Source organism: Methyloversatilis sp. MC4-4 (assembly GCF_049843555.1).
GTDB classification, from domain to species: Bacteria; Pseudomonadota; Gammaproteobacteria; order Burkholderiales; family Rhodocyclaceae; genus Methyloversatilis; species Methyloversatilis discipulorum_B.
In genome coordinates this window covers 575,376-600,347 of record NZ_JBBHZK010000002.1, presented here as the reverse complement: position 1 = coordinate 600,347, position 24,972 = coordinate 575,376, and the positions used below count along the sequence as shown (strand labels likewise).

10 protein-coding genes are annotated in these 24,972 nt (G+C 68.5%); 8 read left to right on the top strand and 2 right to left on the bottom strand.

Features of this window, described 5'->3' with window-relative positions; genetic code table 11:
• Positions 1-5 precede the first annotated feature (5 nt).
• The 7 genes from WDZ97_RS09640 to WDZ97_RS09610 all read left to right on the top strand — a co-directional run bounded on the left by WDZ97_RS09640 (position 6) and on the right by WDZ97_RS09610 (position 19,682).
• Positions 6-608 carry a response regulator gene (locus WDZ97_RS09640; RefSeq protein ID WP_425762598.1) on the top strand — a complete coding sequence of 201 codons (603 nt, stop codon included), beginning with the start codon at positions 6-8 and terminating at the stop codon, positions 606-608.
• The gene (locus WDZ97_RS09635) at positions 608-2,371 is read left to right on the top strand and encodes an ATP-binding response regulator (RefSeq protein ID WP_425762597.1); all 1,764 of its coding nucleotides are present in this window, start codon (positions 608-610) and stop codon (positions 2,369-2,371) included. Before WDZ97_RS09640 ends, WDZ97_RS09635 begins: the two co-directional genes overlap by 1 nt.
• Positions 2,372-2,488: 117 nt before the next feature.
• A complete protein-coding gene (locus WDZ97_RS09630) occupies positions 2,489-4,171 on the top strand; it encodes a ShlB/FhaC/HecB family hemolysin secretion/activation protein (RefSeq protein WP_425762596.1) in 1,683 nt (560 codons plus the stop codon).
• A gap of 2 nt (positions 4,172-4,173) precedes the next feature.
• Positions 4,174-13,599 carry a hemagglutinin repeat-containing protein gene (locus WDZ97_RS09625; protein WP_425762595.1) on the top strand — a complete coding sequence of 3,142 codons (9,426 nt, stop codon included), beginning with the start codon at positions 4,174-4,176 and terminating at the stop codon, positions 13,597-13,599.
• A 259-nt stretch (positions 13,600-13,858) separates the two neighbouring features.
• Entirely contained in the window at positions 13,859-15,082 is a 1,224-nt protein-coding gene (locus tag WDZ97_RS09620; RefSeq protein WP_425762594.1) for an efflux RND transporter periplasmic adaptor subunit, read from the top strand.
• Positions 15,083-15,091: 9 nt separating this feature from the next.
• Complete coding sequence (locus WDZ97_RS09615) at positions 15,092-18,238, top strand: efflux RND transporter permease subunit (protein WP_425762593.1); 3,147 nt, start codon at positions 15,092-15,094, stop codon at positions 18,236-18,238.
• The gene (locus tag WDZ97_RS09610; protein WP_425762592.1) at positions 18,219-19,682 is read left to right on the top strand and encodes an efflux transporter outer membrane subunit; all 1,464 of its coding nucleotides are present in this window, start codon (positions 18,219-18,221) and stop codon (positions 19,680-19,682) included. The genes WDZ97_RS09615 and WDZ97_RS09610 overlap by 20 nt, the downstream gene beginning before the upstream one ends.
• Positions 19,683-19,782: 100 nt before the next feature.
• Here the strand turns inward: WDZ97_RS09610 and ggpS are convergent, their stop codons facing one another.
• Positions 19,783-22,047: a glucosylglycerol-phosphate synthase gene (gene ggpS / locus WDZ97_RS09605; RefSeq protein ID WP_425762591.1), complete on the bottom strand. Its 2,265-nt coding sequence runs from the start codon at positions 22,045-22,047 to the stop codon at positions 19,783-19,785.
• Between the two features lie 40 nt (positions 22,048-22,087).
• The gene (locus WDZ97_RS09600; protein ID WP_425762590.1) at positions 22,088-23,341 is read right to left on the bottom strand and encodes an MFS transporter; all 1,254 of its coding nucleotides are present in this window, start codon (positions 23,339-23,341) and stop codon (positions 22,088-22,090) included.
• A 393-nt stretch (positions 23,342-23,734) separates the two neighbouring features.
• Between WDZ97_RS09600 and WDZ97_RS09595 the strand changes: the two genes are divergently transcribed.
• Complete coding sequence (locus WDZ97_RS09595) at positions 23,735-24,967, top strand: MdtA/MuxA family multidrug efflux RND transporter periplasmic adaptor subunit (RefSeq protein ID WP_425762589.1); 1,233 nt, start codon at positions 23,735-23,737, stop codon at positions 24,965-24,967.
• Positions 24,968-24,972: the final 5 nt, after the last annotated feature.

The window sequence follows — 24,972 nt, the reverse complement described above, 5'->3', positions numbered from 1 at the left end:
GACCGATGCACTTCCTCATCGTTGATGACCACGCGCTGTTCCGCGAGGGACTGCGAACGCTGCTGCAAAGTCTGGATGCTGGATTGACCGTCACCGAGGTCGACAGCTGCGAAGCCGGGCTGGCACTCGACGACGAAGCAGCCGGATTCGACCTCATCCTGCTCGACCACACACTGCCCGGCATGAACGGTCTGCGCGGCATACGCGCCTTCCGGCAGCGCTTTCCGAGCAGTCCGGTGATGGTGGTGTCCGCCACCTATACACCGGCACTGATCGACGAGGCGATCGCCGCTGGCGCCCGTGGCTATGTGCCGAAATCGGTCAGCTTCGCCGTCATGCGCGATGCGATCGAACAGGCGCTGATGCGACAGCCCGTCAATCCGGTGGTCGCCGGCCGCCCGTCCGGCGCCCTTGAAGTGGTGCTGACGCCGCGCCAGATGGACGTGCTGCGTCTGATGCGCGAGGGGCTGACCAACAAGCAGATCGCGCAGCAGCTGGGCAGCAGCGAGTTCACCGTGCGTTCGCACGTTTCGGCCATCCTGCACGCGCTGGATGTGGACACCCGCACGGCGGCGGTCAGTGCCGCGCGCGACAAGGGCCTGATCTGATGGCGGTGGCGCAGCCGTCGGATGCGTCAAGCCGCAGCCGGCTGCTCGCCGAACAGGTCGAACTGCTCTACCGGCACGCGCCGTCCATCTACGCCGGCAACGCACTGGCGGCCTCCGGTCTGGCCCTGATGGTGTGGGACCAGGTCGAGCGCGCGCCCTTCGTCGCCTGGCTGGGCGTGCTGGCGCTGCTGACCGCCGGCCGCATGGCATTGGTCGGCCTGTGGCGCCGCCAGCGCGGGCAGATCGTGCATCCGGCGCGATGGGCCAACGCCTTCGCGGCAGGTGCCGGGCTGTCGGGTTTGCTGTGGGGCGTCATGGGCGGGTTGTTCTCCGGGCCGGACCCCTTGCAGATGGCCTCGGTGGGTGTGGTGCTGGCCGGTCTGGTGTCGGCGTCGGTGTCCTCGCTGTCGGTCTATTACCCGGCGTACGCGGTGTTTGCGCTGCCCGCCATCCTGCCCATCGCGTTCCGCTGCCTGCAGTCGGACGACGGTTTCATGCGCGGCTTTGCGCTCATTTCCATCGGCTTCGTCGTCATCTGCCTCATCTTCGCCTGGCTGAACAACCGCTCGATCCGCGCTGCCATCCTGCTCCGTTTCGAGAACCTCGAACTGCTGCGCGAGGTGTCGGCGCAACGCGAACAGGCCACTGCCGCGCGCGAACAGGCGGAGCAGGCGAACGCGGCCAAGACCCGCTTCCTGGCTGCAGCCAGCCATGATTTGCGCCAGCCGTTGCAGGCGCTGTCTCTGTTCATCGACGCCCAGGCGCATCATCAGGACGCGGCGGCGATGCAGCAGCTCAATGGCCGCATGCGCGAAGCGGCCGACAACATGGGTCTGCTGCTCGACAATCTGCTCGACTACGCGCGCATCGAAACCGGCGCGCTCAGCCCGCAGTGCGCATCGGTGCCACTCACCGCCTGTTTCGCCCGGCTGCAGAGCGAATTTGCGCCGATCGCCGCCGAGCGCGGGCTGGCCCTGCGCTTCCGGCCGACACCGCTCCACGGCGTGACCGACGCGGCGCTGTTCGAGCACATCCTGCGCAATCTGGTCGGCAATGCGTTGCGCTACACGGAAAAGGGCGGCGTGCTGGTGGCTTGCCGCAGACGGGGCGACAGTCTGGTGGTCGAGGTGCGCGACAGCGGCATCGGCATTCCGGCGGCCAGCCTCGGCGACGTGTTCAAGGAGTTCTACCAGCTTGCCAATCCGGAGCGCGACCGGCGCAAGGGGCTGGGCCTCGGCCTGTCCATCGTCGACGGGCTGGCGCGCGCGCTGTCGCATCCGGTGAGCGTGCGGTCACAGCCGGGCCGCGGATCGGTGTTCTCGATCACGCTGCCGCGCGGCGAAGCGCCGCCGCCGGTGATGCCGGTGGTGGCGGTGACCGCCGCGCAGAGGCTGAGCGGCCGTCGCGTGCTGGTGATCGACAACGAGGCGGACATCCGCGAGGCGCTGGCCGCGCTGATGCGCTCCTGGGGTGTCGACGTGATGCTTGCGGAAAGCGCCGCCGCCGCCATCGCGCTGGACGGCCCGGCACCGGATGCCATCCTGGCCGACTTCAGGCTGCACGGCGGCCACACCGGCATCGACGCCATCTCCGCACTGCGCGCGCATCACCGGTTCGACATACCGGCCGCACTGATCACCGGCGACACCGACCCGGCGCGGACGCGCGAGGCGAGGGCGGCCGGCTTCGCCCTGCTGCAGAAGCCGACGCCGGCGCACCGGTTGGCCGCCTTGCTGGACTATCTGCTCGAACCGGCGGCGTGACGCGCGCCACGCACGCGATGCGGTCGGTACCGGTGTGCGGGCTGCAGTGCTACAGGTGTACGATTTTTTCGTCCGGCGCAATCGCCAGAATCGGTCATCCCCCGACAGACCGTTTCCATGTTGCGCATCGCCCGCTCCGCCTCCGCCGTTCTGATCCTGCTGCTGTCGTCTGCCGCGTTCGCGCAGCAGGCGGATGTCGATCGCGCCATCCGTGAATCGCAGCGCCTGCTGCTGGAAGAGCAGCAGCGCCAGGCGCGCGAGCGCGAAGAGCTGGAGCGTCGCCGGCCGCGCAGCGAAGGCGCCGATCTGCAGCCGGAGCCGGCACGGCCGGCTGCCGCCGGGGGCTGCTTCGCGATACGCAGCGTGCAGCTCGACGGCGCCACGCTGCTGGACGACTCCGACCGTGCCCGACTGACCGCGGCCGGTATCGGCGACTGCATCAGCCTGGCGCAGATCAACGCGGTGATGCAGGCGATCACCAATCACTATGTGGTGCGTGGCTACACCACCACGCGGGTCTATCTGCCGGAGCAGGATCTGGGCTCCGGCACGCTGAAGCTGCTGGTGCTGGAGGGCCTGATCGAACAGTTCAGGCTGGACGGCGAGGGCGTGCATCTGGGTACCGCTTTTCCGGGCCTGAGCGGCCGCGTGTTCAATCTGCGCGACATCGAACAGGGGCTGGACCAGATCAACCGGCTGCGTTCGAACAGCGCAACGATGGACATCGAACCGGGCGGCGTGGCCGGCGCCTCGACCATCGTCGTGCGCAACCGGCCGCGCAAGCGCTGGTCGGTCAATCTGGCGGCGGACAACACCGGTTCGCAGTCGACCGGGCGCGAGCTGGCCTCCGCCGCGCTGGCCGTGGACAACCCGCTGGGCCTCAACGATTTTCTGAACCTGTCCGGCCGGATCAACACCGACGCCGATCACGACGACCGGCTGTCGCAGTCGGTGTCCATGCTGTACTCGATTCCCTTGGGCTACTGGACGCTCACCGGCTCGGTCAGCGAGTTCGACTACGCAAGCCGGGTGCGTGGCGCGGTCACCACCTTCAATACCTCGGGCACCTCGACCACCTACGGCCTGCGCGCGGACCGTGTGCTGTTCCGTGACCGCAACAGCAAGCTGTCGGCCTTCGGCAATCTTGCATTCAAGGATGCGCGCAACGCGCTCAACGGCACCCGCATCGCCGCCAGCTCGCGCCAGCTCGCCACGCTGGACCTCGGCGTGTCGGCGTCAACCGTGGTCGCGGGCCTGCTGCTGTCCGGCGACATCGCCTGGGTGCAGGGCCTGGACGCCTTCGGCGCGCTGAAGGATGCGGCGGCACAGGACAGCGATGCGCCGCGTGCACAGTTCGACAAGATCGTGCTGAATGCGTCGGCCTCGGCCTCGCTGCCGGTCGGCCGGCAGACGCTGTCGCTGTCGTCCTCGCTGTCGGCGCAGCGCGCCACCGACACGCTGTACGGCACCGAACAGTTCTTCATCGGCGGCCCGTTTTCGGTGCGCGGTTTCCGCCGCTACAGCATCGCTGGCGATTCCGGCTGGTGGCTGCGCAACGAGGCCGCACTGCTGCTGCAGTTCGGCGACACCCGGCTGCGCCCCTTCGTCGGCTGGGACATCGGTCACATCCGCGCCGACGCGGTCGGCGACGGCGGCACGCTGGCCGGCGTCACGGTCGGCGTCGGTGTCAATCGCGGCCCGCTGGCTGCCCAGCTCGCCCTGTCGGCGCCCACCGTGCTGCCCAGCCGGCTTGGCAGTCACGACAGCTACGCCCATTTCCGTGTTTCGGTGGATTTCTGATCATGATCCGCACACTCATCCCCTCTGCCGCCGGTACGACCGCCCGCCGCACGATCGCCCGCGTGCTGATACTGGTCATGAGCCTGCCTTCCGGACCGGCCTTTTCCGCACCGCCGGTGGCGGCAGACAACCGCACCCAGGTCGAGCTGACGCCGAACGGTGTGCCGCTGGTCGACATCGCGCGCGCCAACGCGGCTGGCGTGTCGCACAACCGCTACCAGAGCTTCGACGTCGACCGTCAGGGCCTCATCCTGAACAACTCGACCGAGGTGCAGCGTTCGCTGCTGGCCGGCACGGTGCGCGAGAACGCCAACCTGCAGGGTCGTGCAGCCACCGTCATCCTGAACGAGGTGGTGTCGGCCAACCGCTCGCAGCTGAACGGCTACATCGAAATCCACGGTCGCGCCGCTGAGCTGGTGATCGCCAATCCGTACGGCATCACCTGCAATGGCTGCGGCTTCATCAACACGCCGCGGGTGACGCTGAGCACCGGTCTGCCCAGCTTCGAACAGGACGGGCGACTGGGCGGCTTCGAGGTGCGCCAGGGCGACATCCTGGTCGGCGCCGACGGCCTGGACGCCAGCGAGGCGGCCTATTTCGACCTGCTCACCCGTTCGCTGCGGGTGGATGGCCCGATCTGGGCGCAGGCGCTGGCGGCCACCACTGGCCGCTTCGACCAGACCTATGCCGGCCGTGTCACCACGGTCGACAGTTCCGTGTCGTCGGACGTGCCGCCCACCGTGTCGATCGACGTCGCCGCGCTCGGCGGCATGTACGCCAACCGCATCCGCCTGATGTCCACCGAACGCGGTGTCGGCGTGACGGTGCGCGGCGACATGGCGGCCACCGTGGATGACGTGGTGATCGACGCCGCCGGCCGCCTCACGCTGAACGGCCGCATCAGCGCTACGCGCGACATCGCGGCGCAGGCGGCCGGGCCGGTGACGAGCGGGCGCAGCGGCGCCAGTGGCAGCGACGCCTTCGTGTTCGCCGGTCGTGCGCTGGACATCGCCAGCGACGACGCGCTTGAACTTGACGACGGTCTGCTGGGCGGCGAGGCGTCGATGACGCTGAGCGGCACGCAACTGGACGATGCCGGCGGGAACGACGCCGACCGCTACAGCGGCGGTGACATCCGGGTGACGGTTGCGGGGTCGGCCACGCTGGATGCGGCGCGCTGGGACGCGGGTGCCGGTCTTGCGCTGCAGGCCGGTGATGCGCTGCGGCTCGGTCAGGCCCAGCTCACCAGCCGCGGCAGCGGCAGCGCACTCGCGCTGGGCGCAGCGACCGTGGACCTGTCGCTGTCGCGCCTGCGCGCAGTGAATGACGTGACCGTCGCGGCGGACGACACGCTGACGCTTGCCGCCAGCAGTGAAGCCGGTGTTGCGGCCGGCCGGGACGTGAGCCTGTCCGCCGGTACGGCGATCACGCTGTCCGGCGGCGTCGAGGCCGGCCGGGATATCCGCCTCGACACCGCCTCGCTGACCGGACGCACCGCGTCCTGGCTGTATGCCGAGCGCGATCTGACGGTCGCGGCGACCGCTGCAACGCAGCAGGCCGGCGCGCAGTGGTCGGCCGGCGATAGTGCACGGTTGCGCGCGCAGACGCTGGCCTTCGCCGGCGAAACGGTGGCAGGCGTGGTCGATGCCGATGCGCTGTCCTCGCTCACGCTGGGGGCCGATGCGCTCGTGTATGGCGTCGACGACATTGCGCTGGCCGCTGACAGCCTGATCCTGCTGGGCGGTACCGTCTATGCCGAGCGGGACGCCGCGCTGACCGGCCGCAGCGCTTTCAATGACTCTGCAGCTGGGCTGCGCGTGGCCGGTCGGGCGATGACCGTGTCCGCCGGCCAGGATCTGCTGCTCGCCGCCGGCCAGCGCTATGACGCCGGCGCCAGCCTGAGCGTCAGCGCAGGCCGCGACCTGGTGCTGGGCGGATCGGCTGACCCGGACAGCGACGGCGTGCTGCTGTCATCCGGCGGAGCTATCACGCTGTCTGCCGGGCGCGACCTCACCGTAGCGCGCAACGGTCTGGCGGTCAGCGACGGCGATCTGCTGGCCGATGCAGCGCGCCGGCTGGTGCTGGCGCCCCACGACTCGACCGCCGGCGTGCAGAACTACGCGCTGGGTGCCGGCGGCAACGCGGTGCTGCGCTTCACCGAACTGGGTCAGGACGAAATCTTCGCCGGCGCCGTGGCGGTTGGCGGCGACCTGCAGTTCGTGCAGCGCGCCGCCGGGCGCGGCATGACCTTCCTGCGCTTCGCCAACGGATCGCGGCTGGACGTCGGCGGCACGGTACGCGCGGAGCGCGACGACTTCAATTCGGGCAGTGCTTTCGAAATCTATCTGGACGCCGGCGCGACCTGGATCGCCAACGCCTTCGATCTCGAACTGGCCCGACTGGATATCCAGAGCGGCGCGGTGTTCCGTGGCGGCAGTGGCCAGTCCACGCTCCGGCTGAACCAGCTCTGCTCGACCGGCATCTTCAGCGCCGACTGCACCCAGTTCGCCGGCACGCTGACCGGCAGCGCCCGCACCCAGCTCGACATCTACGGCGATTTCGTCAATGCCGGTCGCATCAGCAATACCGAGGTGGGCGATCCGGCAGCCGGCTCCAGCCTCGCCATCTCGACCTACGGCAGCTTCACCAATACCGCGGCCGGTTTCGTCGGCGGCTCGGACCGGCTGTCCGTCACGGTCGGCGACAGTGCGACGCTGCGCAACGACGGGCTGATGTACAGCTCCGGCAACATGACGCTGACCGGCGGCAGCAGCGCCCTCATCGTCAATGGCGCAGGCGCCACGCTGCTGATGGGTAGCGCGCGGGCCGGCACCGCCGACAACCAGTCGCTGATCGGCGGGCTGGATGCGGCGGCCGCGACCCGCACCTTCCGCAACCACGGCAAGGTGGAAGCGGTGGGACAGCATCTGCTGATCCAGGTCGGCAGCTTCATCAACGCCTTCGAAACCCGGCCCGCGACCGATTTCATCTTCCTCGGCGAAACCTGGCAGATCTGCCCGGACCGCCTGGCCAACTGCCGCTTCACCGGCAACGCCTATGCCGATCCGGCCACCGTGTTCTACCGCCGCCCGCTGGAAACCGGCGATCCGCTGAGCGCCAGCCCGACCTGGGACCGCGATGACCAGATTGGCTGGAATGCCGATCTGCGAGGCGATCGGTCGAATCAGGATTCCGGCTTCTTCCCGGTCTATTCGGGCGGCATTGAAAATTACTACGCCGGCCAGAAGGCCTACTTCGTGCAGGATCTCGGAGAGGTCAGGCAGGACTGGTATGTCGTGCACCGCTACGAGGAACGTCTGCGCGATCCGGCCGCGGTGGCGGCCGCCACGCCGGCGATCACTGTCGAATCCGGCAATCTGACGATACGCACCGACGCCGGCCGCAACGAAGCCGGCCTGCTCAGCAGTACCGACACGCTCACCATCGCCGGGCTGAGCAATGGCGCGGTCAGCAGCTTCAGCAACACGTCGCTGGAAATGGCGACCCAGACCTATCGCAGGGAGGTGATCCGCAAGTACACCTGCCATACCGACGGACTGGCTGGCAGCGTCTGCGACAAGCTGAACTGGCTCGGCAAGTCCTCGTATCTGACCGGCTATACCGATACCGACTGGACGGGTTTCGTGCGTCTCGGCGACACCTTCGGCCCCGGCGTGAGCGGTACGGTCAAGGCACGCACGCTGGTCGCCAGCGTGGGCAATTTCACCAATACCGGCACCGGCGGTGGCATCTCCGCCGCGTCGCCGGTCATCGATGGCGCCATCGGCGCGCGCGGACTCGACGCGCCGGATCGTCAGCAGGTGCAGGCCAGCGGGCCGGCGCAGTCCTCGCTGCAGCTGCCCACCGGCGCCAACGGTCGCTACGTCCAGGCCAGCGACCCGTCCGCCGGCTATCTGGTGGAAACCAATCCACTGCTTGTTTCCTTCGACAACCCCTATCTGGGTTCCGACTACCTGATGGCGCAGCTCGGCCTGCAGCCGGAGAACTACCTGCTGCGTTTCGGCGACGCCGCCTACGAGGCGCGGCTCATACGCGAGCAGGTGCAGGCGCAGACCGGCGCGGCACTGCTGCGCACCGCCTACAGCGACTACGAACAGCAGGCCATGCTGATGGACAGTGCGGTGGCCGAGGCGAAGCGGCTGCAGCTCAACCTCGGCACCGCGCTGACTGCCGAACAGATCGCCTCGCTGAAGCAGGACATCGTGTGGATGGTGGCGACCGAAGTGGCCGGAAAGACGGTACTCGTGCCGGTGGTCTATCTGACCGACGCCACCCGCGCGGCGGGCAGCACCAGTCAGGTGCTGGCCGAGCGCGCGATGATCACGGCCGACAGCTTCACCAACCGCGGCGGCGAGATCAACGCGAACGCGCGGCTGCAGGTGGTGTCGCGCGGAGACCTGAACAATATCGGCGGCCTGATCGGCGGCGGCAACGTGTCGCTGAAATCGCTCACCGGCAACATCAACAACATCACCGAAACGAAGCGCATCGGCGACAGCCGCAACTACTACACGGTGGCGGGCCCGCGCGGCGGCATCGTGGCCAGTGGCAACCTTCTGCTCAACGCCAGTCAGGACATCAACATCACCGGTGCCGACGTGGTGGCCGACGGCGCCGCCGCGCTGGTGGCCGGCCGCGATGTGAATGTCAGCGCGCTGGTGCTGGAAACCCGGATGGAACACAGCACGCAGGGCCGCGGACCGCTGAACCGCACGTCGAGCAGCGAAAGGGTGACGACCCAGTCGGCCAGCGGTGCGCGGGTGGTCGGCGGGCAGGGCGTGCTGCTGGATGCCGGTCGCAACGTCGACGTGCTCGGCTCCGACGTCGACGGCGGCGATGGGGTGGCCGCGCTGCGCGCGCGCGAGGGCGACGTGAACATCCGCAGCATCGCGCTGCAGAGCAGCGCGTCCGGCAGCAGCGAGCGCGAAGGCTTTTTCGCCGAAGCCACGTCGAACAGCACGGCCGATGCGCGGAAGGGCACGCCTTTCTCGGCGTCGGGATTCAGCGGCTACGAAAAGAGCACCAGCTCGTTCGAGAGCAGCAGTACTGCCAACGCCGGCAGCAGGGTCGGCGGCAAGGGTGTGGCGGTGCTGGCCACGAAGGGCTCGGTCACGCTGCAGGGCTCGGACATCGAGGCGGGTGAGGACGGTGCGCTGATTTCTGCCGGCAAGGACGTGAACATCATTGCCGCCTACGACAGCACGCAGTCGAGGTCGTCGTCGGAACAGCACCGATTCGGCATTTCGGCCGACGCCAGTACCGAAGGTGTGATGGGCGGTCTGAAGACCCAGGGCGGCACGCTGCAGACGGAGGACAGCAGCCGCACCGCGCAGACCAGCTCCATCAGCTCGGGCGGCGGCATTTCGGTGACGGCGGGCGGCACGCTGAAGCGCGAGGGCGCGCAGTTCAATGCCAAGGGCGACATCAGCTTCGAAGCCGACCGCATCGAGGACATCGCGGCACGCAACGAAACATCGAGCAGCCAGACCGGACGTACCTACGAGGCCGGCATATCCGCCGGCGTGACCACTGGCCTCGGCGGTACCGTTGCCGGCATCGCCAGCGGCGACGCCCGGCAGGTGAACATTTCGTCGCCGCAGTCGCAGGTGGTGATCGGCGGCTCCGGCTCCAGCTTCTCGGGCAGCGAGGGCAGCAGCAGCGCGGTGGTGAGTCAGATCCGTGCTGGCGGCAATGTCAGCGTGCGCGCGAACAAGGATGTGGTCGAGGAGGGGACGCGCTACAGCGCCGGCGGCGACATCGACATCGCGGCGCAGTCCTACGAGAACCGCGCCGCGGCGAACACCCGGCGTGCAGCCAGCGATACGTCGAGCGCCAACTCGTCGCTGACCGTGGCGGTGAATGCGGCGTCCGAGGCCAGTGCTACGCTGACCGCCGCCGGCGCCAACGAGAAGGAGAACTCCGCGTCGTCGCAGGCGGTGGTCGGCGGTTTCGACGCCGGCCGCAACGTGAGCATCCGCACCGACAAGGATCTGCGACTGGAGGGCTCGGGCGTCAAGGCCGGCGGCAGCGTGTCGCTGGCGGCCGGCGGCGATCTGAAACTGGATCAGGCCAACGACACGCGCAGCGCGTCGTCGTCCAGCTCGTCCGGTGGCGCCACCGTGTCGGTCAGCGCCTGTCTCGACCTCACCTGTGTCGGCGGCAGCGTGGCGGCCAATGCCCGCACCGGCGACGGCCAGGAAAACAGCCGCACCGGCCGCGGGGTGAACATCCAGTCCGGCGGCGCCACGTCGCTGTCGGCCGGCAATGACATGACGCTGCAGGGCACGAACGTGAGGGCCGGCGGCGACCTCGCGCTGTCCGCCGGCGGCGACATCGATTTCCAGGCATTGTCGAGCAGCACCTCGCGTACCGGTCGCGCCGACGGCGCCGGCGTGCAGGCCGGCCTCAATGTCGGCAAGAGCATGAATCTGGCGAAGGATGGCGGCGGCAGTGCGTCGGTCGATTTCGAGCGGGTGCGCGAGAACGAAAGCACCGATACCCGGCGCGGCGGCACGCTGCAGTCCGGCGGTCAGCTGTCCATCACCAGCGGCGGCGACACCCGGCTGGAAGGCACCCAGGCGTCGGCGCGCAGCGCGCGGGTGAATGTCGGCGGCAATCTGCTGATGGAATCCGCGCAGAGCACCGAGAAGGAAGACACCAAGAACGTGGCCGGCGGGCTGTCGGTGTCCGGTGGCCGCAATGTGGGCAGCGGCACCGGCGACGCGGCCGGCGCCGGCAGCAATGCGGCCTCGTCCGGCGGCGGTGGCAAGTCCTTCGGCTTCAGCGCGAAGGCGGACGTCGATCTGCGCGACAAGGACAACCTGACCAATCAGAACGCGCTGATCCAGACCAGCGGCGGCACCGAACTGAATGTCGGCGGCAACGCCACGCTGGCCGGCGCCAACATCCGCGCCGGCGGTGGCGTGAGCGGCGAGATCGGCGGCAAGCTCACGGTGGAAACCCGGACCGACCGGGTGAAGGAAAGCGCCACCCGGGTCGATGCCTACCTCGGCCTGTCGTCGGTCAATGTCGGCGGCGACAAGAAGGAGGGCGGCGAAGCGCCGAAGATGAACGCCGGCGACCGCTTCGACCGCACCCAGGGCAAGGTGATCGACACGCTGAACCACGCCGGCAGCACCGGCGTCATGCTGAAGGCGGAATCGTCCGGCACCGACAGCCAGACCGTGAGCCAGCGCAGCGGCATAGACGGCGGCGCGGTCGGCCTGGGCGGGCTGACGGTGAGGCAGGGCGCGGACTTCGTCGGCGCCGCGCCGGGCAGCGACGGCATGAAGATCGAAGGCACGGTCACCCGCAGCGAAGTGACCACCTATACGCGCAACGCGCCGACGGTGTCGATCGACGTGCGCGGCACGGTGGCCAGCGCGCTCGGTTCGGACGAGGCGCAGGGCGGCACCATCAGCGGCAATCTGGTCAAGGGCTCCAACCTGTTCCGCGATCCGGACAATAGGGTCAACCGCAACCGGGTGGTCGGACGCGAGGACGCGCCGGATACGCCGGGCACGCCGATCGCGCGGCGCGCGGTGGACGATCTGCCGCCGGGCGGTGTGCGCCGCAAGGATCCGGAGCCCCTGCCGGCACCGCCGCCGCTGAAGGCGCCGCCGACCGGCGACGCACCCACGGTGCGTCCGCGCGCCAGCGCAGTCAGCGACGGCAGCGGCCCGCGAGCAACGGTGGTGGGTGAGCGCGATGCGCCGGCGGTCAGGCCGCGGGCGGATGCCGATGCCCCGCCGGTAGTGCGGCCGGTGCAGTCGGCCGACGGTGCGCAGATCGCGGTGCGTCCGCGTACCGGCAGCGATGCATCCTCGGCCGGCGAAGTCGGTACGACACGACCGCGTGCCGGTTCCGGCGCCGATGCGGACGCCGCGATCCCGCGGCGCGGCAGCAGCGCGGGCACGGACGACGCGGCGGGCGGCAGCGCGCGCAGGCCGTCGGCTGGGGACAGTGACCTCGGCGTGCGTCCCCGCACTGGCAGCGACGCAGCGGAGGGCGGCGACGGCGCTGTCCGCCGTCCGGTGGCGAGCAGCGGAGACGACCCGGCGGTGAGGCCGCGCACCGGCAGCGAACGTGAGCCGACGGTGCAGCCGGGCCGCGACGCCGCCGACAATGTGGATGGCATTGTTGCGCGCCGGCCGTCGGTCGGCGAGGGCGGCGAAGGCGACACCGCCGCGCGGCCCCGCGCCCCATCGGCCGGCGATGGCCTGCCCGACGGCGAACGCCTCGCACTGCTGCCGTCCGGCTATTCAACGGTGACCTCAGGCTACGACGTGGTGTCCGGTTACGACCCGGTCTCAGGCTATGACCCGGTCTCAGGCTATGACCCGGCGGCCGGCAACCCGCGCGGTGCGCGCTCGCCGTCTGTCGGGGACGCCGACGCGCCGGCGCGTTCGCGTGCGGGGTCGACCACCGAAGGCGAGCGCGTCGGCTATACCGACGTGTCGTACGACCGCGCCCGGCAGGAAGCCGGCGACGGCAGCGCTTACGCGGATGTGAGCTATGGCGGCAACGATCCCTACACTGCGGTCGATGCGCTGTACGGCGGCGCGGCCGGTGCTGCGCCGATTGCAGGCATGTCCGAGGCGCAGCTGCGATCGGAGCGGGTTGAGCCCACTTTCCTGGAACCGCGGACGCTGCCCAATGAGCTACAGGTGCGCGAACTGCCGGTCGAGTTCCGCGGCGAGCAGGACGGACTGGCGGAAAAGCAGGTCAAGGTCGACCGCAAGGTCGTGTATTTCAGCGACGACGATCGCCGCCTGCTCGAACTGGCCGTCGATCCGCAGACCGGACAGCTCTACCGCGCGATGGACCCGTCACGCACACCGGTGAATCTGGTGGGACAGAACAAGGTGATGCCCATCTTCGTGATGGATGCGCAGGGGCGCATTTACGCCTATCCCGAGCCGAAGAGCGGAGAAATCCATCATTCCAGTCTGGCAGCGGGGCAACCGGTGGCCCTGGCCGGCCAGCTCGTGATCAAGGACGGTTACATCACGCACATCGACAACATGAGCGGTCACTACCAGCCAACCCTCGAACAGCTGAGCCGGGCCCGCGCCTTCCTCGGCGAAAAGCTGGGCGCCAATCTCGACAACGCCGCACGAGTGGGCGTCAAGGAGACGTGGGTGCGTGATGCGACGACCGGTCAGTTGAAGCGCTCGGTCAGAATGGTCGATCTGGATCGCGACGCGGACCCGCAGGGCGGTGCCTATCCGCCGCCGGAGAACCCGCTCGATCCGCGCGCGCAGAGCGGTTCGTCGCGACCAGTCGGCACGCCGCGTCGGCGCAACCGCCCGCTGCATCGGCTGGAGCGGGGCCATCGTTCGAGCCGGCGCCGTCGGGTCTGCGCGGTGCGCAGACCGCGCCAGGGTGCGATCGCGTTGCGCGCATGAGGCGGGCGGCACCCTGAGCGCGGGTGCGCGAGCGACGCCCGACAGGGCAGAAAAACGGGGCAGCGCGCGCTGCCCTGTGTCGTTTACGGATGATCCCGACCGTCGTGGCTGGGAAGATCGCCTGAGCCGATTTTTTTTCACGGACCTGTTTTAAACATACACGAATGTATGTTTATAATTCGATCACGAACAAGAGCACCCGGGTACCGGGTGCCCCACAGACGCGCGGCGAGACCGCGCCCGATTTCCGGGAACGATCATGATGACAAGGGCAGATTTCATTCGGCGCACGGGTGTGCTGTCGGCGACGGTGCTTGCACTGGCACTGGCTGCTTGCGGCAAGGACGAAGGCAGCGGACACGCCAATGGCGGCATGCCGCCGGCTGCGGTGAAGGTGCTCACCGTGACGCCGCAGGAAGTGCCGGTGCATTACGACTACGTCGGCCAGGTCGCCGGTTCGCGCGAGATCGAGGTGCGGGCGCGGGTGACCGGCATCGTCGAGAAGCGGCTGTACGAGGAAGGCCAGCGCATCAAGGAAGGGCAGGTGATGTACCGGCTCGATGCTGCGCCCTACCGCGCGCGCGTCGCTTCAGCAGATGCCCAGCTTGATCAGGCAAAGGCGCAGCTGGCACAGGCCGAGCGCGAATACGCGCGGGTGAAGCCGCTGGCGGAGGCCGAGGCGGCCAGCCGCAAGGAAGCCGACGACGCGCAATCGACGCGCGATCTGGCGCGTGCCGCGGTCAAGGCGGCCGAGGCGCAACTGCAGCAGGCGCAGATCGATCTCAGTTACACCGACGTGCGTGCGCCGCTGGGCGGCGTCGCCGGCCGCGCGCTGAAGGTCGAGGGCAGCCTTGCCGTGGCCGGTGCCGACAGCCTGCTCACCACGCTGGCGCAGACCGATCCGGCCTATGTGAACTTCGGCGTCGGTGAAGTGGAATACCTGCGTACGCGCGACGAAATCGCGCGCGGCGCGCTGAAGCTCGATCCGCAAGGCTTCCTGGTCAAGCTCAGGGGTTCGGACGGCAGCGACTTCCCGCGCAGCGGCCGGCTCGGCTTCCAGGACTACAAGGCAGACACCAGCACCGGCGCCTTCGCGCTGCGTGCCACTTTCGACAATAAGGACGGCAAGCTGTCGCCCGGCCAGTTCGTGCGCGTGCTGCTGTCCGGTGCCACCCGGCCGGACGCGATCGCGGTGCCACAGCGCGCCGTGCTCGACAGCCCGAACGGCAAGTTCGTGTACGTGATCGCCGAAGCCGAAGGCAAGACGCTGGCGCAGCCGCGACCGGTCAAGCTCGGCGAATGGGCGCAGCTCGGCGGCGAACTGGGCAATGCCTGGGTGATCCGCGAGGGCCTGAAGGCGGGCGAGCGCGTCATCGTCGATGGCATGGCGCGCATCTTCGTGCCCGGCTCGCCGGTGCGCATTGACGACGGCTCCGCGCCGGCACAGCCGCCGGCAGGTGCTGCGGCACCGGCCGCGCAGTAAGGAGCCGCCATGTTTTCGCGCTTCTTCATAGACAGGCCGATCTTTGCCTTCGTCATTTCCATCCTGCTGGTGCTGGCCGGCCTGGCCGCCATGCGCACGCTGCCGATCGCGCAGTACCCGGAAATCGCCCCGCCCGAAGTGATGGTGCGCGCGGTGTACCCGGGCGCGTCCGCCGAAACCATCGCGCAGACCGTGGCCGCACCGCTGGAAAGCGTCATCACCGGTGTCGAGGGCATGATGTACATGCGCTCGACCTCGACCTCGAATGGCGTGGTCGAAATCTACGCCACCTTCGAAATCGGCACCGACCCCGACAAGGCGGCGGTGAACGTGAACAACCGCGTCAAGCAGGCCGACGCGCGTCTGCCGGAAGAGGTGCGCCGGCAGGGCGTGGTGGTCGAGAAGGGTTCGTCCGCCTTCCTGGCGGTGATGGCGTTCTACTCGCCGGATGGCACGCACGAACAGCTCTACACGTCGAACTACGTCACGCTGAACGTGCTCGACAACATCAAGAAGATTCCGGGCACGACCAATGTGCAGATCTTCGGCGCCAAGGACTACGCCATGCGCATCTGGGTACGCCCGGACCGCATGACCCAGCTCGGCGTCACGGTGCCCGAGATCGCCGGTGCGCTGCGCGAGCAGAACGCGCAGTTCGCCGCCGGCAAGATCGGCCAGTCGCCGACCGGCGGCGGCCAGGACATGGTCTACACCATCACCACCAAGGGCCGGCTGTCCACCGTCGAGGAATTCGAGAACATCATCCTGCGCTCGAACGCCGACGGCACCAAGCTGCGCCTGCGCGACGTCGCACGTGTCGAACTGGGTTCCAAGGACAACGACTTCAACGGCACCTACAACGGCAAGCCGGCGGTGCTGATGGGCGTGTTCCTGCAGCCGGGCGCCAACGCGCTGGACGTGGCCAAGGAAGTGAAGGGCGCAGTGGCCGAGATGGCGACCCGCTTCCCGCCGGGCATGACCTACGCCATTCCGTACGACACCACGCGCTTCGTCGAGGTGTCGATCAAGGAGGTGGTGAAGACGCTGGGCGAGGCGATGATCCTGGTGTTCATCGTCGTGTTCGTGTTCCTGCAGAACATCCGCGCCACACTGATTCCGGTGCTGGCGGTGCCGGTGTCGCTGCTCGGTACCTTCGCCGGCCTGCATGTGCTCGGCTACTCGATCAATACGCTCACGCTGTTCGGCATGGTGCTGGCGATCGGCATCGTGGTCGATGATGCCATCGTCGTGCTGGAGAACGTCGAGCGCATCATGCACGAGCAGAGGTTGAGCGCTCGCGAAGCGGCGCTGAAGGCGATGCACGAGGTGACCGGCCCGGTCATCGCCATCGTGCTGGTGCTGACCGCTGTGTTCGTGCCGATCGCCTTCCTCGGCGGCCTGACTGGCGAGCTGTATCGCCAGTTCGCGGTGACCATCTCGATCGCTGTCGTGCTGTCCGGCCTGGTCGCGTTGACGATGACGCCGGCGCTGTGCGTGGCGCTGCTGAAGAACGAGCACAAGAGCACGGCGCGCATCTTCGTCTGGTTCAACGACTGGTTCGCCCGCGTCACCCACCGCTACACCGGTGCGGTGACCTGGATGATCCGCCGCTCGGCGGTCGGCGTCGTGCTGTTCATCGGCATGGTGGTGATCACCGCCGGTCTGTGGAGCAAGACACCGGGTTCGCTGGTGCCGGACGAGGACCAGGGCTATTACATCGCCGCCATCTTCCTGCCGGACGGCGCGACGCTGGAGCGCACCGACAAGGTGGTGGACGAGGTGATGAAGGCCATCCAGTCCAACCCCGCCAACGAACACGTGATGGCCTTCGCCGGCATGGACTTCATCGGCGGCGGTTTCAAGAACAGCGCGGCCACCATCTTCGTCAGCCAGAAGCACTGGGACGAGCGGACGATGAGCACGCAGCAGCTGGTGGGCGAACTGTTCGGCAAGACCGCGGGCATCAAGGAGGCGCTGGTGCTGGCCTTCAATCCGCCGGCCATCTTCGGCCTCGGCAACACCGGCGGCTTCGAGTTCTACCTGCAGAACCGCGGCGACGGCGGCACCAAGCGCCTGGTCGAGAACATGGGCGCGCTGGTCGGCGCCTCGCACCAGAGCACGGTGCTGGCCGGTGGCCTGCAGACCTTGTGGCGACCGAACGCGCCCCAGCTTTATGTCGATGTCGACCGCGAGCGCGCGAAGTCGCTGGGCATTCCGCTGGACGACGCGTTCACCACGCTGGCCGGCACGCTGGGCACCTTCTACGTGAACGACTTCAACAAGTTCGGTCGCGTCTGGCAGGTGCTGATGTCGGCGGAGAGCCAGTACCGCCGCACGCCGGAGGACATCGGCCGCCTGTACGTGAAGAACACGGCCGGCGACATGGTGCCGGTGTCGGCCTTCGCCAAGGTCGAGTACAGCTCCGGCCCGGACACGGTGGACCGCTACAACAACCTGCCTGCGGTCAAGCTGATGGGTCAGGCTGCACCGGGCTATTCGTCCGGCCAGGCCATCGCCGAGGTCGAGCGACTGGTGAAGGATCTGCCGGGCGACATGAGCTACGAGTGGACCGGCGCCGCCTTCCAGGAGAAGCGCGTGTCGAGTGCGGCCGCGCTGGCGCTGATCATGGCGGCGGTGATGGTGTTCCTGATTCTCGCCGCCCAGTACGAGAAGTGGTCGCTGCCGTTCTCGGTGCTGCTGGCCATGCCCTTCGGCATCTTCGGTGCGCTGGCGGCGGTGTGGCTGCGTGGCATGACCAACGACGTGTACTTCCAGATCGGTCTGGTGACGCTGCTCGGCCTGTCGGCGAAGAACGCCATCCTGATCGTCGAGTATGCGGTGCTGAAGCACCACGAAGGCTATCCGGTCGCTGCCGCGGCCATCGAGGCGGCCCGCCTGCGCCTGCGCCCCATCGTGATGACCTCGCTCGCCTTCATCCTCGGCGTGCTGCCGCTGGCCATTTCCACCGGCGCCGGCGCCGGCGCGCGGGTGTCGGTCGGTACCGGCGTCATCGGCGGCATGCTGGCCGCGACCTTCCTCGCCATCTTTTTCGTGCCGCTCTTCTACAAGCTTATCGTCGATCGCCGTCTGGCGACGCCTGAAGACGAGCTGAAGGTGCACAAGCCGGAGACGCCCCATGTCCACGCACATCATTGATCCGGCACGCCGCACGCTGCTGTCGGTCGCAATGGCCGCGGCCCTGCTGTCGGCCTGCGCGCTGAACCCGAAGCCGACGCCGCAACTCGACCTGCCGGCGGTGACCGCGACCACGCCGGCCGAGATCGACCGCTGGTGGGAAAGCTTCCGCGACCCGGTGCTCGACGGTCTGATCGCCGAGGCGCTCGAACGCAACGACGACGTCGTGATCGCCGTGCAGCGCGTGCAGTCGTCGCGCGCCGCGCTCGATCTGGTGCGCATCAACCGCCTGCCGGACGCCAGCCTGTCGCTGTCTGGCTCGCGTCAGCAGTACAGCAACGAGCGGCCTATACCGGGCCGCTCGCGCCAGTACAACACGGTGATCGGCGGCATTTCGGCGTCCTACGAGCTGGATCTGTTCGGTCGCCTGTCCGGTCAGCGCGACGTCGCGCGCCAGCAGCTCGCGGCCAGCCGCTACGCGCTCGAAGGCCTGCGCGCGTCGGTGACGGCGCAGGTGGCACGCGCCTATTTCAGCCTGCGGGCGCTCGACGCCGACGAGGCGCTGCTGTCGCAGACGCTGGCCACGCGCGACGCCGCGCTGTCGCTGCGCGAGAAGCAGTTCGCCGGCGGCGCCATCAGTCGCTACGACCTGGAAATTTCGCGCTCGGAGCGCGCCAGCGTGGCCGCTGCTCTGGCCACCACGCGCAGCAGTCGCGAACAGGCGGAAACGGCACTGGCAGTCCTGCTCGGCCGTTCGCCGCGCGAACTGGTGGAGCGGATTCCGGACCGCGGTCTGGCGCTGTCGACGCTGGCGGTGCAGCCGGAGATTCCGGCTGGACTCAGCTCCGATCTGCTGGCGCGTCGCGCCGACGTGCGCGCGGCAGAAGCCAATCTGGCGGCCGCCAGCCTGAGCGTCGAAGTGGCGCGCACGCAGTGGTTCCCGACCATATCGCTGACCGCTGGCCTGGGCGGCGAAAGTGCGGCGCTGGGCAGCCTGCTGTCGTCGTCGGCCCGCACCTGGAACATCGGTGCGGCGATCGCGCAGCCGCTGGTCGGTCTGCTCAGCACGCGCGCCATCGTTGCGCAGTCGGAAGCCGAACGCGCGCAGATCGCGCAGACCTATCAGCAGGCAGCCCGCCAAGCCTACGCCGACGCGCTGAGCGCGCTGTCCGCCGCACGCGGCGCGCGTGAGGCGATGGACGAGACGGTGACGCTGTATGACGCCACGACCAAGGCACGCGACCTCGCCGAGAAGAACTACGAAGCCGGCCGCGCGGGTCGCATCGTGCTGCTCGATGCCGAGCGCGAAAAGCTGTCGGCCGAGCGCCAGCTCATCGCTACCCGGCTCGACCGCGTGACTGCGCTGGTCAACACCTATCAGGCGCTGGGCGGTGGCTGGTCCGGCCGCATCGAGACCGGTGGTGACGACGAGAAGCTGGAGAACGTCCCGACCGCCTCACGCTGAAGAATTCCTTTCCTCCTCCTAGGAATTTGCGCGCGGGCTTGTCCCGCGCTTTTTTTTGCTGAAACGGTCAGTGCCTCCCGCCGGTCTCGCCGACTGCGCCTCAGGCCGCCATCACCGTCTGCAGAGGAGGTTCGCTGGCCGTTTCCACCGCCGCCAGAAACTCCGCACCCCAGCGCACGATGTCGTTGTGCTGGACGATGGCGAACAGTTCGCGCAGCCGTGACTCGGCTTCGGCACGGTGGATGTTCAGCGCGTAAAGACATTTGTCGCGCAGGTCATTGCGGTCGTGCGGATTGGTCAGTATCGCGCCGTGCAACTCTGCTGCCGCGCCGGCGAATTCCGACAGCACCAGCACGCCACCGCCCTGCATCAGCCCTTGGGTGGCGACATACTCCTTGGACACGAGATTGAGCCCGTCGCGCAGCGGCGTGATCCACATGACGTCGGCGATGGCGTAGTAGGCCACCAGTTCGGCGAAGGGGATGGGACGGAAGAAGAACTGCACCGGTGTCCAGCCGACACGCGAGAAGCGTCCGTTGATGCGGCCGACCGCCTGTTCGATCTGCGTCTGCAGCGTGTCGTAGATGGTCATTTCACTCGCTGCGGGCACGCATACGGCGATCAGCGTCACCTTCTGCCGCAGTTCCTCGTTCTGTTCGAGCAGCTGTTCGAAGGCGAGCAGCTTCTCCAGCGTGCCCTTGGTGTAGTCCAGCCGCTCGACCGACAGGATGACGCGCTGGCCCGTCATTTCACGGCGCAGCCGGTCCATCAGGCGGGCGCTCTGCGTGTCGGCCAGTATGCGACCGATGCGGCCGACATCCAGGCCGACCGGATGGGCGCCGATGCCGATGCGCCGGCCATGCACCTCGATCGCCGTCGTCATCTCGTCCAGCCCGACCGCGCAGCCGTAGGTGAGGAAACGCGGCGCGCAGTTCTTCGTTTCCAGCACGCGCAGCGGCGCCACGCCGCGCGCGACGTCGACGAAGTTCTCCGCCTGGCGCGGAATGTGGAAACCGATGTAGTCGCACTGCAGCAGGCTGCCGACGATGTCGCGCCGCCAGGGCATCACGTTGAACACGTCGGCGGACGGGAAATAGGTGTGGTGGAAGAAGGCGATCTTCAGATCCGGCCGCAGTTCGCGCAGCGCCGCCGGCACCATCCACAGGTTGTAGTCGTGCAGCCAGACGGTGGCGCCATGGGCGGCCTCGGCCGCGGTGCGTTCGGCGAACAGCCGGTTCACCTTCAGGAACACCTGCCAGTCGTCTTCGCGGAACTGCGCGCGTTCCCAGAAGGTATGCAGCGTCGGCCAGAAGGCCTCCTTCGAGAAGCGCTTGTAGAAGATGTCCACGTCCTGCGACGACAGTTCGACGCGGGCGCAGCGCAGGCCGGGGTACTGTTCGCGATCGACCGTGGTGTGCGTTTCGAAGCGGGCGTCGCCCGCGTGTGCGCTCGACCAGGCGATCCACGAGCCCTTGCGGCCGTCGGCGAAGAAGCTCAGCAGGGTCGGGATGATGCCGTTCGGCGAGCGGTGCGGCCGGCGCAGGATAGTGCCGTCTTCGTCGATCGCCTCTTCGTACGGCAGGCGGTGATAGACGATGACCAGCTCCGACTTGCCGCAGGGCGCCATGGTGTCGCTGCCGGGCGGCAGCAGCAGTGCGCGGTCGACGAAGCGGAAGAAGTCGAGTGCTTCGAGGATGCCGGCGCAGCCGACGCGGCGCGAATGCAGCACGCGCGTGCGGTCGGCGGTGGCGGCCAGCAGCGCCGCTTCCGATTCGCCGACGCAGACGCCGCGGAAGCCCTGTTCGAACATCGACAGGTCGTTCAGCGTATCGCCGGCAACCAGAACCTGATGCATGTCGACGCCGAGGTCATGCACCAGCCGGCGCAAGGTGCTGCCCTTGTTCACGCCGCGTGGCAGGAAGTCCAGATAGCGGTCAGCCGAGTACAGCAGATCGCAGTTATGTTCGTCGGCGATGCGGCGCAGGTCATCGGTCACCGCGTCGCTGTCGCAGAAGTAGGAGCAGCGTCGCTGTTGCGGCACCTCCTGGCGCTGCAGGCCGGGAATGCCCTGCAGGGCTTCGCTCACGGCCCGTTCGCCGGGCCACAGCGCGTCGATATCGGCCTGCAGCGGCTGCACGGCCTGTCGGGTCCGGCCGTCAACGACGGTGGCGCCAACGTCTGCAATGACGTAGTGCGGCACCGGGATGGCCGGATCAGACAGGAGGGGCAGCACGGCTTCGAGGCCGCGCCCGGTCACGAACACCAGCGTGATGTCCGGATCGTTGGTGATCAGTTGGTAGAGCTGCTGGCGCGCGTCCGTATCGCCGGCAAGAAAGGTGCCGTCCAGATCGGTAGCAATGAGCATGTCGTACTCCCTGTGGCAAGGTTGAAAGATGGGGTGAGGTTCAGCGGGTCTCCGTGGTGGATGTGTCGGTATCGTGGCGGGCGGTGCCGGCCAGTTCGAAGGCGGTCGAGGTGGTGCGCACCATGGGCTGGAAGCGCGTCTGCAGCGCGATCTGCGCTGGTACGCGGCGCAGCAGCGAGGACGTGAGCAGCGCCAGCACGCCCTGGGTCAGCGCGAACCACATCGGCAGCGCATCGGGCCCCAGCACGGCCATTGCCATGCCCGCGGCCAGCGGGCCGAGTGCTGCGCCGATGCCATGCACCAGCAGCAGTCCGCTGCTGCCGGCCAGCACTTCTTGCGGGTCGAGTCGGTCGATCAGGCGCGCCATCGCCATCGGGTAGAGCGCGAACGCGAAGCCGCCGTAGAGCAGGCCGGCGGTCGCCGTCGCGTCGGCGCCGAAGGGCAGCGCGAACATCGGCAGCAGCGCCAGCAGCGCGGCGGCAAAAGCCACCAGCGTGATGACGCGGCCGCGGTCGTGGCGGTCGGACAGCAGGCCCAGCGGCCACTGGAACAGCGCGCCGCCGACGATGGTCGCGCTCATGAAGGCGGCCACGCCCGACGCGCCCAAGCCGCTGCGGTCGGCCCACACCGCACCCAGCCCCCAGAAGGCGCCCATCGCGAGGCCGGAGGCGAAGGCGGCGTCGAAGGCGATCGGTGCCTTGCGGTAGAGGCTGCGCAGCGCCGGAGCAGCAGCGTTGTCGATCTGCGGCTGGCTCAGTCGCGTCGCCGCCACCGGCATCACGGCCGCGCACACCAGCAGCGCGGCGAGTACGAACAGGGTGTGCGTGCCGGCGTCGCCGACGTGCAGCAGTTGCTGGGCCAGCGCCAGTGCACCGAGATTCACGCCCATGTATGTCGCGAACACACGGGCGCGCTGTGCCGGTGCGGCCTGGCTGTTGAGCCAGCTTTCGACGATGGCGTACAGCCCGACCATGGCGATGCCGGTGAGCAGGCGCACCGGCGCCCACACCCACGGCGATACCCACATTTCGTGCAGCAGCACGCTGCAGGCCACCGCCGAGGTGAAGAAGGCGAAGGCGCGTACGTGGCCGACGCGGCGGATCAATGCCGGCGCGACGCGGGTGCCGATCAGGAAGCCGGCGAAGAACAGCGAGCCGAGCAGGCCCATGAAAGTGCTGCCGTAGCCTTCGATGCCGCCGCGCACGGCGAGCAGCGTGGTGAGCAGGCCGCTGCCGAGCAGCAGCAGGGCGACGCCGCCGAGCAGGGCGGCGAGCGGTGCAAGATGGACGAACAAGGCTTCGACTCCGCTTGTATGGAGGGGAAGCGACCGGACGCTGGGTGATGCCGGGCGACGGGCTGCGGTGCCCGCCTGTCACGAAAGGCCGCGCTGAAGAAGTACTGGCACTGGCTGCTTGGGAGCCCACGAGGATAGCCGCAGGGCGATCGCAGGTCTGTAGGAACTCGCCGACCCGTCGCACGCTCCACTCACCCGCGGACGCAGCTTTGTCGTCGCCGTTTACACTGCATTCACCTGCCGCCGCCTCAGGCAGTGTTTCGATTAACAGGCACCCACAATAATGATCGGGTCTCGACCGTCTGTCGTACCCAACAACGTCCTTCCATCCCGATGACCACACACGGACACGATGCCGCTCCGGCCACGCGCAAGCCGCGCTGGCCCTGGATCATGATGCTGCTTCTGCTGGCCGGCCTGACCGCCGGCTGGTTCTACGCCAACGAACGCACCAAGCCGGCCGAGGGCGAGGGCGGCCCCCCCGGGATGAGGCCCGGCGGCCCGCCGGGCGGGCCTCCGGGTGGCGCACGCCGCTTCGGTGGCGATACGCGGGTCGGCAGTGCGCTGGCGCAGCGCACCGATCTGCCGGTGCATCTGGCCGCGCTGGGTACGGTGACGCCGATCGAGAGCGTGGTGGTGCGCAGCCGGGTCGAGGGCGAACTGCAGTCGCTGCACTTCACCGAAGGGCAGCGGGTGAAGAAGGGCGACCTGCTGGCGCAGATCGATCCGCGTGCATTCCAGGTCGAACTGGCGCAGGGCGAAGCGGCGAAGGCGCGCAATGCGGCGCTGCTGGCCAATGCGAAGGAGGATCTGGCGCGCTACGAAACGCTGCTGACACAGGATTCGATCGCCGCCCAGCAGGTGACCAACCAGCGCTCCCTGGTGCGGCAGTACGAAGCGGCCGTGCTGGCCGACGACGCCACCATCGCCAGCGCCCGGCTGTCGCTGCAGTACGCGCGCATCACGGCGCCGATCAGCGGTCGCGTCGGCCTGCGTCTGGCCACGCCGGGCAATATCGTGCGCAGCTCCGACGCTGACGGCCTGCTCACCATCACGCAGGATGCGCCGATCTCGGTCGTGTTCGCGCTGCCCGAGCCGCAACTGGTCGCGGTGCGCAGTGCCATCGCGCGCGGTGGCCTGCCGGTCGAGGCGCGCGACCGCGACAACCGCACCGTACTGGCGACCGGCACGCTGCGCATCCTGGACAACCAGATCGACGTCGCCACCGGTACGGTGAAAGCCAAGGCGATGTTCGATAACCGCGACGGCGCACTGTTTCCGAACCAGTTCGTCAACGTGAAGCTGCGCGTCGACACCATCGCCGACGCCATCGTCGTACCGGTGTCGGCGATACAGCGCGGCGCCAGCGGACCTTTCGTCTACGTGGTCGGCGATGACCTGACCGCAGTGATGCGGCCGGTGAAGACCGGCGTGCTCGAAGGCGAACTGCAGCAGGTGACTGAAGGGCTGCAGCAGGGTGAGCGCGTCGTGACCGACGGCGTGGACCGTCTGCGCGAAGGCGACAAGGTGAAGCTCGACGACACTCCATCCGCGCCGCGTGCCGGCAATCGCAGCACCGCAGCGGGCGGCGCGCCGGGTCGTCGTGGCCCGCCGCCGGCGCAGTGAAGCGG

Bases quoted from the DNA above. Each gene is read 5' to 3' on its own strand.
- WDZ97_RS09635 (WP_425762597.1), top strand. From the start codon at position 608: ATGGCGGTGGCGCAGCCGTCGGATGCGTCAAGCCGCAGCCGGCTGCTC.
- ggpS (WP_425762591.1), bottom strand. From the start codon at position 22,047: ATGCTCATTGCTACCGATCTGGACGGCACCTTTCTTGCCGGCGATACG.
- WDZ97_RS09615 (WP_425762593.1), top strand. From the start codon at position 15,092: ATGTTTTCGCGCTTCTTCATAGACAGGCCGATCTTTGCCTTCGTCATT.
- WDZ97_RS09630 (WP_425762596.1), top strand. From the start codon at position 2,489: ATGTTGCGCATCGCCCGCTCCGCCTCCGCCGTTCTGATCCTGCTGCTG.
- WDZ97_RS09610 (WP_425762592.1), top strand. From the start codon at position 18,219: ATGTCCACGCACATCATTGATCCGGCACGCCGCACGCTGCTGTCGGTC.
- WDZ97_RS09640 (WP_425762598.1), top strand. From the start codon at position 6: ATGCACTTCCTCATCGTTGATGACCACGCGCTGTTCCGCGAGGGACTG.
- WDZ97_RS09625 (WP_425762595.1), top strand. From the start codon at position 4,174: ATGATCCGCACACTCATCCCCTCTGCCGCCGGTACGACCGCCCGCCGC.
- WDZ97_RS09620 (WP_425762594.1), top strand. From the start codon at position 13,859: ATGATGACAAGGGCAGATTTCATTCGGCGCACGGGTGTGCTGTCGGCG.
- WDZ97_RS09595 (WP_425762589.1), top strand. From the start codon at position 23,735: ATGATGCTGCTTCTGCTGGCCGGCCTGACCGCCGGCTGGTTCTACGCC.